This is a genomic window from Sinorhizobium sp. BG8, from assembly GCF_016864555.1.
Lineage (GTDB): Bacteria > Pseudomonadota > Alphaproteobacteria > Rhizobiales > Rhizobiaceae > BG8.
The window spans coordinates 4,320,937-4,333,649 of sequence record NZ_CP044011.1 but is presented as its reverse complement, the minus strand read 5'-3'; the positions used below and the strand labels follow the sequence as shown (position 1 = coordinate 4,333,649).

General features: G+C 62.1%; 10 protein-coding genes. 8 read left to right on the top strand and 2 right to left on the bottom strand.

Translation table 11 applies throughout. The features are described 5' to 3' along the window. The first annotated feature begins 16 nt into the window (after positions 1-16). The 7 genes from glmM to serA all read left to right on the top strand — a co-directional run bounded on the left by glmM (position 17) and on the right by serA (position 7,925). Positions 17-1,369, top strand: coding sequence for a phosphoglucosamine mutase (gene glmM, locus F3Y30_RS20170; RefSeq protein ID WP_203424430.1), 1,353 nt, complete (start codon positions 17-19; stop codon positions 1,367-1,369). A 299-nt stretch (positions 1,370-1,668) separates the two neighbouring features. Continuing rightward, positions 1,669-2,493 (top strand): outer membrane protein, encoded by an 825-nt coding sequence (locus F3Y30_RS20165; protein ID WP_203424429.1) that lies wholly within the window; start codon positions 1,669-1,671, stop codon positions 2,491-2,493. A 292-nt stretch (positions 2,494-2,785) separates the two neighbouring features. Next, complete coding sequence (locus tag F3Y30_RS26770; RefSeq protein ID WP_348649855.1) at positions 2,786-3,229, top strand: hypothetical protein; 444 nt, start codon at positions 2,786-2,788, stop codon at positions 3,227-3,229. Next, positions 3,229-3,624, top strand: coding sequence for a hypothetical protein (locus F3Y30_RS26765; RefSeq protein ID WP_348649854.1), 396 nt, complete (start codon positions 3,229-3,231; stop codon positions 3,622-3,624). The genes F3Y30_RS26770 and F3Y30_RS26765 overlap by 1 nt, the downstream gene beginning before the upstream one ends. A gap of 156 nt (positions 3,625-3,780) precedes the next feature. Next, positions 3,781-4,884 carry a hypothetical protein gene (locus tag F3Y30_RS20155; RefSeq protein WP_203424428.1) on the top strand — a complete coding sequence of 368 codons (1,104 nt, stop codon included), beginning with the start codon at positions 3,781-3,783 and terminating at the stop codon, positions 4,882-4,884. A 191-nt stretch (positions 4,885-5,075) separates the two neighbouring features. Beyond that, positions 5,076-6,254, top strand: a complete 1,179-nt coding sequence (locus tag F3Y30_RS20150; RefSeq protein ID WP_203424427.1) for a phosphoserine transaminase — start codon at positions 5,076-5,078, stop codon at positions 6,252-6,254. Positions 6,255-6,329: 75 nt separating this feature from the next. After that, positions 6,330-7,925, top strand: a complete 1,596-nt coding sequence (gene serA / locus F3Y30_RS20145) for a phosphoglycerate dehydrogenase (protein WP_203424426.1) — start codon at positions 6,330-6,332, stop codon at positions 7,923-7,925. Between the two features lie 324 nt (positions 7,926-8,249). Here the strand turns inward: serA and F3Y30_RS20140 are convergent, their stop codons facing one another. Together F3Y30_RS20140 and F3Y30_RS20135 are read right to left on the bottom strand one after the other, a co-directional pair. Continuing rightward, positions 8,250-10,070 carry a methyl-accepting chemotaxis protein gene (locus F3Y30_RS20140; protein WP_203424425.1) on the bottom strand — a complete coding sequence of 607 codons (1,821 nt, stop codon included), beginning with the start codon at positions 10,068-10,070 and terminating at the stop codon, positions 8,250-8,252. 186 nt (positions 10,071-10,256) lie between these two features. Further along, entirely contained in the window at positions 10,257-11,147 is an 891-nt protein-coding gene (locus F3Y30_RS20135; protein ID WP_203424424.1) for a DMT family transporter, read from the bottom strand. A 194-nt stretch (positions 11,148-11,341) separates the two neighbouring features. Here F3Y30_RS20135 and F3Y30_RS20130 point away from each other — a divergent pair, with 194 nt between their 5' ends. Beyond that, a complete protein-coding gene (locus tag F3Y30_RS20130) occupies positions 11,342-12,646 on the top strand; it encodes an adenylosuccinate synthase (protein ID WP_203424423.1) in 1,305 nt (434 codons plus the stop codon). The last annotated feature ends 67 nt before the right edge of the window (positions 12,647-12,713 follow it).

The following is a 12,713-nucleotide window of genomic DNA, read 5'->3' as shown; positions in this document are numbered from 1 at the left end:
AACTTCAGGAGGTGACATGAAACGTCGCTACTTCGGTACGGATGGCATCCGGGGACAATCTAATACCTTTCCGATGACGCCAGACCTCGCCATGCGGGTCGGCATTGCCGTCGGAACCATTTTCAGGCGCGGCACGCATCGCCATCGCGTCGTGATCGGCAAGGACACACGGCTCTCGGGCTACATGCTGGAGAACGCCATGGTTGCCGGGTTCACCGCAGCCGGCGTCGATGCCTTCGTTCTCGGCCCGATCCCCACGCCCGCTGTCGCGATGCTGACCCGATCGCTGCGCGCGGATATCGGCGTGATGATCTCCGCCTCCCACAATCCCTTCCAGGACAACGGCATCAAGTTGTTCGGCCCCGACGGCTACAAGCTTTCGGACGAGCTGGAAAACCAGATCGAGGAGCTTCTCGAGCGGGATATCGCCTCGCAGCTCGCCAAGGCCGATGAAATCGGCCGCGCCAAGCGCATCGACGGTGTGCACGACCGCTACATCGAGCATGCAAAGCGCACGCTTCCGAGGGACGTCACGCTTCATGGTCTGAGGGTCGCGATCGACTGCGCAAACGGTGCCGCCTACAAGGTCGCGCCGGCCGCGCTGTGGGAGCTCGGCGCCGACGTGGTAACGATCGGCAACGAGCCGAACGGCATGAACATCAATCTCGAATGCGGCTCGACGCATACCGCGGCCCTTCAGAAGAAGGTGCACGAGGTTCGCGCCGACATCGGCATTGCGCTTGACGGCGATGCGGACCGAGTGCTGATCGTCGACGAACAGGGCAACCTGATTGACGGCGACCAGCTGATGGCGGTGATTGCCGAGACATGGGCGGCGGACGACCTGCTCAAGGGCAACGGCATCGTCGCGACTGTCATGTCGAACCTCGGGCTGGAGCGTTTCCTCAATGACAAGGGCCTCGGCCTCGAGCGGACCAAGGTCGGTGACCGCTACGTCGTCGAGCACATGCGCCAGAACGCCTACAACGTCGGTGGCGAACAGTCGGGGCACATCGTGCTGTCCGATTTCGGCACGACCGGTGACGGCCTTGTGGCCGCGCTGCAGGTGCTCGCCTGCGTCAAGCGCAGCGGCAAGACGGTGAGCGAGGTCTGCAATCGCTTCGAAGCCGTTCCTCAGGTGCTGAAGAACGTCCGCATCTCGGCGGAGAAGCCGCTGGAAGACCCGACCGTCCGCGCGGCGATTGCCGATGCGGAAAGCGAGCTTGCGAGCAACGGCCGTCTCCTCATCAGGCCGTCGGGCACCGAACCGCTCATCCGCGTGATGGCGGAAGGCGATGACAGGGAGCTTGTGGAGCGCGTCGTCGACGAGCTCGTTTCGGTGATCGGAGCCGTCCGCAGCGCGGCCTGAGTTCGGGCGAGGCGCCAGCCACCCAATTGAATTTGAAAAGGCCGGGGATCCAAGTCCCCGGCCTTTTCATTGTGCGCAAGGAGGCTCCGCCGGGCGCCTGTAGAGAACGTATCGTCTTCAAGACTATTGCAAATCGGATGCTGATCGCCGGGCGATTCCTTGCCAGAACGTTAATCGCTTAGGTAAAGCTTCGTAGTTAATTGCAACTTAACCTTTCCCAATCATTATCCATGGCAGATCGATGAATTCGGGCTCGCGGCCGTTCGCCGCGCCGAGCAACATGTCTATGGAGTTGGGCGATGAGGAAGTATTTGTATGGCGCCGTTGCCGCTCTGATCGGGAGCACATCGGCGTTTGCGGCGGATGTCTACCAGCCTGAGCCGGTTCAGCCTGCTCCCGTCGAGCAGGTCGTCGTTTCATCGAGTGGATGGTATCTGCGCGGCGATCTCGGCTACGGCTGGACCCATATGCGCGGGGCGAATTACTACCAGGGCGGGCCGGGCGGCTTCAAGACCGATTTCGACGACACCGACCTAGATGGCGGAGTGATCCTCGGCGGCGGCGTCGGCTACCAGTGGAACGACTACCTGCGCACGGACGTGACGGTCGACTACCTGTTCGACAGCGACTTCAAGGGCTCCACGAGCGGAAGCTGCGGCGTTGCCGCAAACTGCGTCTCGACCGACCGCGCCTCGATGTCGGCCCTCAGCCTGCTCGCCAATGCCTATGTCGACATCGGCACCTATGGCGGCGTAACGCCCTATGTCGGCGCCGGTATCGGTGCGACGCGCGTCAACTGGGGCAATCTCAAGAACACGTCCTGTGACGCGAACGACCCAAGCAATTGCGACCCGACGATCACGCACAAGGGTCGCGACAGCTGGCGCTTCACCTACGCGCTCATGGCCGGTGCATCCGTCGACCTGACCTGCAACCTGAAGGCCGATGCCGGATACCGCTTCCGCAGCATCGACGATGGCGACATGTTCGGCTACGCGATGAACGGCGGCCCGGGCAAGGATGAAGGCTTCTATGTCCACGAGGCTCGCATCGGCCTGCGCTACTCCTTCAACGCATGCGAAGTGCCCTACGTGCCGCCGGTCGAGCAGCCGGTCTACAAATAGGACACATCAAATCTCACCCTACAAAGGGCCGTCCGGCATCACCGGGCGGCCCTTTCGTTTGGCCCTGAGGAAGACGATCCCGGGCAGACGCCAATCGTGTGCCTGAGGCGGGTGCGAAGCCCATGCGCAGGGCGTGACGCACTCGAACCATGTTCAGTCGCGCGAGCCGGGGACGTCGTGCAGACGGGCTTGGTTAAGAAACATGGTTAACCTGCACTTAACTTCCGGCTGCGATATTTCCCGCATCAATGAAACGGCACGGTGATTCCGGTCGTCGCCGGAGGATCGGGAAATGGTTGCGAAGCTGCTTGTGTTGGGATCGGCTCTTCTTGCCACAATGGGCTCCCTGCCGGTCTTCGCCGCTGACCAGGAAGAAATCATCGACGCGCCCGAGATCGACATTGCGTCGACCGCTGCCTCAGCCCAGGGCTGGTATGTCCGCGGCGATGTTGGCTACGCAGCCTGGATAAAGGGCGACCGGCCCAAAGCGAACGACAACCAGCCGTTCGTGATCACGCCCGGAAGCTTCGACGATGCCCGCTTCTCCCGGCCGGTCTCCGTTGGCCTTGGCGTCGGCTATCAGTTCAACGACACGTTCCGTGCAGATTTCACGGCAGACATATATCAGGGTGACCTCGACGGGCACACCTCTACAGCCCAGCCGTGCTCTGGGCCGAGCCGGGAGGGACCTCGTGCCGCTACTCCCAGGACGCCTCCTATCAGGCCGCCACCTTGATGGCGAACGCCTATGTCGACATCGCCACCTTCGCCGGCTTCACGCCCTATGTCGGCGCTGGTGCGGGCATGACCAATGTCCGATGGGACGACTTCTCGAGCACAGCCAGTTGCCGGAACGGCACGGCCGCATGCTCCGGCACGACATACGATGAGGTCTCCGCCCCCGGCCAGGACAGCTGGCGCTTTACATATGCGCTGATGGCGGGAGCGTCCTACCAGATCTCCGAGGGCGTGAAGCTCGACTTCGGCTACCGGTTCTCGGACGTGAACGGCGGCGACATGTTCGGCTATACGGCCGCGGAGCGCGCGGCCGGCGCATCCGGAGTGAAGGGTAGGGACGACGGGTTCCAGAAGCATGAATTCCGGGCAGGCATCCGCATCGACCTCTGGTAGGGTCCGGTTCCGCAATCCCATCGCTAGCCACGTGCCGCGATCCGCTTGGCGTGACTGCAGGGCGGAACTCGATCGGGCTTGCCCCAGAAATGGGCGGTGCCGACTGCACGCGTGCCGTGTATTTTGTCTCCAGGTTCAGCCCAGGAGGTCAATGCTATGGCATGGCAGTTTCCCGCTTCGGCAAGTCAACCAGGAACGGTGGTCACTCTCAACGGTAGCGACGATGCCGTGATACAGACCGGCGTCGCGATTGCGAGCAGCATCGGCACGACGCTCTACGGATATGGCAGCAATCACGACGTCCATGTCTACGGTTCCATCGGCGGGACGGGCATGTTCCTCGGAGGTGACGCCACGGATGTCGCCAACAATCTCTATGTGGAGAAGGGCGCCCAGGTCGCCATCATCTACAACTACAGCCTCTATGGCTCCAATTCGGTCATCGAGAACGCCGGGTTGATCCGGTCCTTTGCCTCAACCGCTGTCTATCTCGCAGGTCTCGACGGAACGACTTCAATCACGAACTCGGGAACGATCGATGGCTATGACAACGCGATCGAGCGGGCCTACATCGCAACGCGCGGGCAAACCGTAAAGATCGTCAACTCCGGCACGATCGTCGGACGCACCGGAGCGGCCCTTGAAATGAACGATGCGGTCGGCATCGATCTCGTTACGAACACCGGTCGGATCACCGGCGACGTGCTGCTCTTTGGCGGCAGCGACCTTTACGATGGCCGAAGCGGCCGTGTCTCGGGCAAGGTGGATGGCGGCAACGGCGACGACCGGCTCTGGGGAGGGGCGGAAGCCAATACGCTGCTCGGCGGGGAGGGCAAGGACAACCTCCAGGGGTTCGGCGGGAACGACGTGATCAAGGGTGACGCCGGCGCAGACACCCTTGTCGGCGGAGCGGGCGCTGACGGCCTTACGGGAGGAGCCGCCGCTGACGCTTTCCTCTTCTATTCGATTTCCGAATCGACCGTGTCGGCGAGCGGCCGCGACACCATCTTCGACTTCAAGCGCGCCGACGCCGACAGGATACACCTTGCCAATATCGATGCGAACACCGCGACATCAGGCAATCAGGGCTTCGCATTCAAAGGGACTGCCGCCTTCACCGGCCATGCCGGTGAACTCAGATATACGAAGGCTACGAGCGATACCTACATCTACGCGGATGTGAACGGGGACAAAAAGTCCGATTTCGCAATCCATCTGGATGATGCGATCACGCTGAGGGCGGCTGATTTCATTCTCTGACGGGCGGCGTCTGGGGGCGTGGCGCGGGAGCGAAAACTCACGCACACCCCTCGCGCGCGGCACTCAGGCCATCTTGTCGCATGGAGAACACGGCGTGCCGTTTTCCTCTTGCGCTTTCCCATGAGATCCCATATACGCGGCGGCGGGACACCCTTCCCCAACGAAGGGCTAACTATCTGAGAGGATAGATCATGACGAAGACCGTCACGCCGGACGTGCGTCCGAACAATACCCATTTCTCTTCTGGCCCTTGCTCGAAGCGCCCCGGTTGGTCGCTCGATAAGCTTTCCGATGCCGCGCTCGGTCGTTCGCACCGCGCCAAGGTCGGCAAGGCCAAGCTCAAGCAGGCCATCGATCTCACCCGCGAAGTGCTCGAGGTTCCGGCGGACTACCGCATCGGCATCGTTCCTGCGTCCGACACCGGCGCTGTCGAAATGGCGCTCTGGTCGCTGCTCGGCCCGCGCGGCGTCGACATGGTCGCATGGGAAAGCTTCGGTTCGGGCTGGGTTTCCGACGTCGTCAAGGAACTGAAGCTTCCGGACGTCCGCAAGATCACCGCCGACTACGGCGTTCTCCCCGACCTTTCCACGATCGATTTTTCGCGTGACGTGGTCTTCACCTGGAACGGCACGACCTCCGGTGTGCGCGTTCCGAACGCTGACTTCATTCCGGCCGACCGCCAGGGCCTGACCATCTGCGACGCCACCTCGGCGGCCTTTGCACAGGACATGGATTTCTCCAAGCTCGACGTCGTCACTTTCTCCTGGCAGAAGGTGCTGGGCGGCGAGGGCGGCCATGGCGTTATCATCCTCAGCCCCCGCGCCGTCGAGCGGCTCGAGAGCTACACGCCGGCCTGGCCGATGCCGAAGATCTTCCGCATGACCAAGGGCGGCAAGCTGATCGAGGGCATCTTCCAGGGCGAGACGATCAACACGCCGTCCATGCTGTGCGTCGAGGACTACATCGATGCGCTTCTCTGGGCGAAGGAAATCGGTGGCCTCAAGGCGCTGATGGCTCGTGCGGATGCAAACGCCAAGGCGATCTTCGACTTCGTCGAAAAGAACGACTGGATCGCCAACCTGGCGAAGGATCCGGCAACGCGGTCCAACACGTCCGTCTGCCTGACGATCGCCGACAAGGACGTGCTGGCGCTCGACGCCGACGCTCAGGCTGCCTTCGCCAAGGGCATAGTCGCCCTTCTCGAGAAGCAGGGTGTCGCATACGACATCGGCGCCTATCGCGATGCTCCCTCCGGGCTTCGCATCTGGGCCGGCGCCACGATCGACACGGCTGACATCGCGGCATTGATGCCGTGGCTGACCTGGGCCTTCGAGACCCAGAAGGCAACGATTTCCAAGGCTGCGGCCTGACATCGCGACAGGCTTCGCCCCTTCGGCGAAGCCACCCTTTATCCATCACCATTGACCGATTGAAGGAGGCCTTTCATGGCACCTCGCGTACTCGTATCCGACGAACTGTCGGAAACCGCCGTCCAGATCTTCCGCGACCGCGGAGTCGAAGTGGATTTCCAGCCGCAGCTCGGCAAGGACAAGGACAAGCTCGCCGAAATCATCGGCAACTATGATGGCCTTGCCATCCGTTCCGCTACCAAGGCGACGGAAAAGCTCATCGCCGCCGCGACCAACCTCAAGGTTATCGGCCGCGCCGGCATCGGCGTCGACAACGTTGACATCCCGGCCGCCTCGCGCCGCGGTATCATCGTGATGAACACGCCGTTCGGCAACTCGATCACGACCGCCGAACACGCCATCGCGCTGATGTTCGCGGTCGCCCGCCAGTTGCCGCAGGCCGACTCGTCGACCCAGGCCGGCAAGTGGGAAAAGTCGAAGTTCATGGGTGTCGAGATCACCGGCAAGACGCTCGGTGTCATCGGTGCCGGCAACATCGGCGGCATCGTCTGCAAGAAGGCGATCGGCCTCGGCATGCATGTTCTGGCCTATGACCCCTTCCTGTCGGCCGAGCGCGCCCAGGAAATGGGCGTCACCAAGGTCGAGCTCGACGAACTGCTCGCCAAGGCGGACTTCATCACGCTGCACGTGCCGATGACCGACAAGACCCGCGGCATTCTCGGCAAGGAAAACCTTGCTAAGACCAAGCCGGGCGTGCGCATCATCAACTGCGCCCGTGGTGGTCTGGTTGACGAGGCAGCACTGGCCGAAGCCATCAAGTCCGGTCACGTTGCCGGTGCGGGCTTCGACGTCTTCGAAGTCGAGCCGGCCAAGGAAAGCCCGCTCTTCGGCCTGCCGAACGTCGTCTGCACGCCGCATCTCGGCGCGTCGACCACCGAAGCGCAGGAGAACGTGGCGCTTCAGGTTGCCGAGCAGATGTCGGACTACCTCGTCAAGGGTGCCGTTTCCAACGCCATCAACATGCCGTCGATCACCGCCGAGGAAGCGCCGATCCTGAAGCCGTTCATCCGGCTTGCCGACGTTCTCGGGGCCTTCGTAGGTCAGGTCACCGAAAGCGCCATCAAGGAAATCGAGATCCTCTACGATGGTGCGACAGCGTCGATGAACACCAAGGCGTTGACGAGCGCGCTGCTCGCAGGCCTCATCCGCTCGCAGGTTGCCGACGTCAACATGGTTTCGGCCCCGATCATGATCAAGGAAAAGGGAATCATCCTTTCCGAGGTCAAGCGTGACAAGTCGGGTGTGTTCGACGGCTACATCAAGCTGACCGTCAAGACCGCCAACCAGACCCGCTCGATCGCCGGCACGGTCTTCTCGGACGGCAAGCCGCGGTTCATCCAGATCAAGGGCATCAACCTCGATGCCGACGTCGGCTCGCACATGGTCTACATCACCAACACCGACGTTCCCGGCATGATCGGCTTCATCGGCATGACGCTCGGCGATGCTGGCGTCAACATCGCGAACTTCCAGCTCGGTCGCGAGAAGGAAGGTGGCGACGCCATCGCGTTGCTCTATGTCGACGGCCCGGTTTCGGATGCCGTTCTCGACAAGCTTCGCGCCAACCCGGCAATTCGCCAGGCGAAGTCCCTGGTGTTCAACGTCGACTGATCTCGTCTCCTCCCAAGACGAAAACAAGAAGGGCGCGCCACGGACTTCGTGGCGCGCCTTTTTTCCATTTGACGGTCGGCGGCTGGGCGGGAGCCAGAAGATCAGCAAGTCGCTGGGGGTCAGCGAGAGTTTGGGCTTCAGCAGCGCGAACCGCAGCGCCTTCGCGGCGTCCGTCCCATCCGCATCGTAGAAGAGATTGCCGGTGCGGGTCTCGAAAATGATCCGGCCGCGAATTTGCGGATTTCCGACCGGTTGCTTCCCCAATAGCAAAAGGCCCGCCCGGTTTGCGCCGGGCGGGCCTTTTGCATTGATGTCGGACGGGGCTCAGGCTGCGCGGCGTGCGGTGTAGCCGTGTTGCTGATGGGATCCTTCCATCTTGAAGTGCGCGATGCGTGCCGCCAGCTGGCCGCTTTCGCCGGCAAGCGTCTGGCTGGCGGCGGAGGTCTGCTCGACCATCGCGGCGTTCTGCTGGGTCATCTGGTCCATCTGGTTGACGGCCGTGTTGATTTCCCTCAGGCCGACAGCCTGCTCCTGCGCGGCGGTTGCGATTGCGACGATGCGCTCGTTGATCTCGTTGACACGGCGTTCGATGTCGCTCAGCGACGTGCCGGTCGCCTCGACGAGTTCGACGCCTGCCGCGACCTCCGTGGAGGAAGCGGTGATCAGTGTCTTGATCTCCTTGGCCGCGTTTGCGGAGCGCTGGGCCAGTTCCCGGACTTCCTGTGCCACGACCGCAAATCCCTTGCCGGCTTCGCCTGCGCGGGCGGCTTCCACGCCTGCGTTGAGCGCGAGAAGGTTGGTCTGGAAGGCGATGTCGTCGATGACGCCGATGATCTCGCCAATCTTGGAGGAGGAGCTTTCGATCCGCCCCATGGCGTCGATCGCATTGCGAACGACCTCGCTCGAAGCCGCGGCACCCTTGCGAGCGTCGGACACCATCCGCTTTGCTTCTTCCGCGCGGGTCGTCGAGTTCTGAACCGCGGAGGTGATCTCGTCCAGTGCCGCAGCAGTTTCCTCGAGGGAGGCTGCCTGTTGCTCGGTCCTCTGGGACAGATCGTTGGCGGCCTTGCTGATCTCGCCGGCGCTGCCGTTTACGATGGAAGTCGAGTCGGCGATGGCGCTGATGGTCGACCTCAGGGCATGAACGGCAGTGTTGAAGTCGCGGCGCAGCTTGTCATAGTCAGTGCCGAGATCCGGGACTTCGATGGTGAGGTCTCCGCTTGCCAGGCGCTCCAGGGCGCCACCGATCGTGGTAACCACGCGCGACTGGCTCTGCGATGCCGCGCGCTGGCGGTCTTCGTTCGAACTGCGTTCGCTGTCGATCAGCTCCTGCTGTTCGCGCTGACGCTTTTCCAGCAGGTTGCGTTCGATCACCGAGTTTCGCAGCACGACGAGCGCATCCGCCATGTGGCCGATCTCATCCTCGCGGCCGGTGTCAGGAACTTCCGACCGGGTGTCGTTGCGGGAAACTTCGAGCATGACGTCCTTCAGCCGGTTGATGGGGCGGCTGATCGAGCGCCCGATCGCCATGGCCGCGGCAAGCGTCGCCAGACCAGCGAGGATTGTGATGACGACCGTGACGGTCATGGAGCGGACGTACTGGGCGGCGAGATCATCCGCGTAGACGCCGGTGCCGATCCCCCAGCCCCAGGGAGCGAAGCCTCGGACATAGGAAAACTTCTCGACGGGCTCGCTCTTGCCGGGCTTGTCCCAGACATAATCCACGAAGCCTTCGCCGGGGTTCTGCGCGAGGCCGATGAGTTCGGTGTTGAAGCTCTTGCCGTTCTGGTCCTTCAGGCCGCGCACGTCGGTGCCTATCAGCTTCTTGTTGAGCGGATGGGCGACCATCAGGCCTTCGAAGCTGTTGATGAAGAAGTATCCGCCCTCGCCGAAGCGCATGCTCATGACATCGGCGATGGCCGCCTTTTGCGCCTGCTCGCGGGTAAGCGTGCCGTCCTTTTCCTGCTTTTCGTAGGCGGCAACAACCGAGACTGCCGCGTCGGTGACATTGCGCAACATCTGGCGACGCTCGGCATTCACCTCCTCGGTGGCCGATTGCGTCTTGTAGGTCATGGCTGCTGCCATGAAAAATAACGCCATCGCAGTCAGAAGATAGATGCGGGCGGAAATGCGTATGTTCTTCACCGGGGCAAGCCTCACAATAAAACCTTATCGTGCAGGACTGAATCATTAAAAGTATAAGTAAAACTTAAGTGTTAGCGCCCGGTGAGGGTCAGGCTGACTGCGATTTGTGAGGGGTGAAATTTCATAGTGAAGCGTCGCCCGGCGCGCCGGGGCCGATCAACTGACGGAGTTGATAGACGCCAGCCGCTATGCTTTCCGCTTCACCTTGCCCCATTCTGCAATCGCTATTCCGCCGAGCACAAGCAGAAGCGCGACGAAGTGGTAGAGGTGAAATTCCTCGCCGATCAGGATGACGGAGAGCAGCGTGCCGAAAATCGGGATCGCATTGATGAAGAGGCCTGCCCTGTTCGGGCCGATCATCTCGATGCCCCGCACGTAGAGCACCTGCGACATCAGGGAAGGGAAGATTGCAGCGTAGATGATGATCGCCCAGCCCTTGGTATCCGGCAGGATCATGCCGCCCGAGGCAGCCTCCCAGCCGAGGATCGGCAGCGAGCTCAGAAGGGCGCCCAGGGCTGGAGCGGCGATGAAACTCTGCCAGTGCATGTCCGGCTTCCACCGCAACGACACGGTGTAGCCGGCGTAGACCAGGCAGGCACCCAGCATGAGGGCGTCCCCGAGGTTGAACTGCAATGCCAGCAGATTTGCGAACTGCCCATGGGAGGCGGCGACGAGCACGCCCACCAGCGTAACCGTGAAGCCGGCGATCTGCATGGGTGACGCGGGAACACGGAAAAGCAGAAAGTTGAACACGAAGATCAGCATGGGAATGCCGGCCTGCTCGATCACGACGTTGATCGCGCTCGTGTGCTTCAGGGCGGTGTAGAGGAGTACGTTGAACGCCGTGAACCCGAAAGCGCCGTAGACGAGCAGTTGTGGCCAGTGTTTCCGGATCTTCGGCCAGTCGCGCCGGATCTGCGGCGTCATGAATGTGAGGATGATGGCGAGAGCCAGCACCCAGCGCAGCGTCGTGAGCACCAGGGGGCTGACATGTCCGACGGCCATTTTCCCCGCGACCGAATTGCCGCCCCAAAAGAGAGCGGTCACGCAGAGATAGAAATAGGCCTTGCCATTCACAGTGTCGTATCCAGTAAGGGGATTTTGAGGAAAGCTTCGCGGAAGATGGCCCACTTAAACCAATAATCCAGTTCAAGCCACGCAAAAAGCTCGATTGACCGCTGACAACAGGGTCGCTTTCCCCGAAGCAACACAGTATAGATGCGCGGGTTTGTGTGTGGTGCGCGCGAGCGCGCAAGGACAGGAAATACGAAATGACGAATGTCGTGGTGATCGGGTCGCAGTGGGGCGACGAGGGCAAAGGCAAGATTGTCGACTGGCTCTCCGAGCGTGCGGATATCGTGGTTCGCTTCCAGGGCGGGCACAATGCCGGCCATACGCTCGTAATCGACGGCACCAGCTACAAGCTCTCCTTGCTTCCTTCGGGCGTCGTGCGTCCCGGCAAGATGGCGGTCATCGGCAACGGTGTCGTCGTCGACCCGCATGCGCTGATCGCCGAAATCGAGAAGCTGTCCGCACAGGGCGTCACGATCACGCCAGACAACCTGCGCATTGCCGATAACGCGACGCTGATCCTTTCGCTGCACCGCGAGCTCGACGGCCTGCGCGAAGACGCGGCCGCAGCTTCCAACAGCGGGGTCAAGATCGGTACGACGCGCCGTGGCATCGGCCCTGCCTATGAAGACAAGGTGGGTCGCCGCGCGATTCGCGTCATGGATCTCGCCGACCTCGATACGCTCTCCGGCAAGGTCGAACGCCTTCTTACCCACCACAATGCACTGCGGCGTGGCCTGGGCGAACAGGAGATTTCGCACGAGACGATCATGACCGAGCTGACCTCGGTTGCCGATCGCATTCTGCCGTTCCGTGACACGGTCTGGCTCATGCTCGACAAGGAGCGTCGTCGCGGCGCGCGCATCCTGTTCGAAGGCGCGCAGGGCTCCCTGCTCGACATCGACCACGGCACCTATCCGTTCGTGACCTCGTCCAACACGGTTGCAGGGCAGGCCGCCGCAGGTTCCGGCATGGGCCCGGGCGCGCTCGGCTACATCCTCGGCATCACCAAGGCCTACACGACCCGCGTGGGCGAGGGGCCCTTCCCAACCGAGCTTACGGACGAGATCGGCCAGTTCCTCGGCGAACGGGGACGCGAGTTCGGTACGGTCACCGGACGCAAGCGGCGTTGCGGCTGGTTCGATGCCGCGCTTGTCCGCCAATCGGTCGCGACGAACGGCATCACGGGTGTTGCTCTGACGAAGCTCGACGTGCTTGACGGCCTCGACGAGCTCAAGATCTGCGTCGGCTACACGCTGGACGGCGAGGAAATCGACCATCTGCCGGCGAGCCAGGGGCAGCAGGCGCGCGTCGAGCCTAAGTACATCACGCTCGAAGGCTGGAAGGAATCCACCGTCGGGGCACGGAGCTGGGCCGATCTTCCGGCACAGGCGATCAAATATGTGCGTCAGGTGGAAGAGCTGATCGGTGCGCCGGTTGCACTCCTGTCGACCAGCCCCGAGCGGGATGACACCATACTTGTGACCGATCCATTTGAAGATTAATCTTAAGTTAAGCGCAACTTCCGGACCGTTTTTCAATAACAAGAGGCCGGAGTTCACGAGAAAGTTC

Excerpts from the sequence above, each read along its gene's own strand:
- glmM (WP_203424430.1), top strand. The coding sequence starts at position 17 with ATGAAACGTCGCTACTTCGGTACGGATGGCATCCGGGGACAATCTAAT.
- F3Y30_RS20165 (WP_203424429.1), top strand. The coding sequence starts at position 1,669 with ATGAGGAAGTATTTGTATGGCGCCGTTGCCGCTCTGATCGGGAGCACA.
- F3Y30_RS26770 (WP_348649855.1), top strand. The coding sequence starts at position 2,786 with ATGGTTGCGAAGCTGCTTGTGTTGGGATCGGCTCTTCTTGCCACAATG.
- F3Y30_RS26765 (WP_348649854.1), top strand. The coding sequence starts at position 3,229 with ATGGCGAACGCCTATGTCGACATCGCCACCTTCGCCGGCTTCACGCCC.
- F3Y30_RS20155 (WP_203424428.1), top strand. The coding sequence starts at position 3,781 with ATGGCATGGCAGTTTCCCGCTTCGGCAAGTCAACCAGGAACGGTGGTC.
- F3Y30_RS20150 (WP_203424427.1), top strand. The coding sequence starts at position 5,076 with ATGACGAAGACCGTCACGCCGGACGTGCGTCCGAACAATACCCATTTC.
- serA (WP_203424426.1), top strand. The coding sequence starts at position 6,330 with ATGGCACCTCGCGTACTCGTATCCGACGAACTGTCGGAAACCGCCGTC.
- F3Y30_RS20130 (WP_203424423.1), top strand. The coding sequence starts at position 11,342 with ATGACGAATGTCGTGGTGATCGGGTCGCAGTGGGGCGACGAGGGCAAA.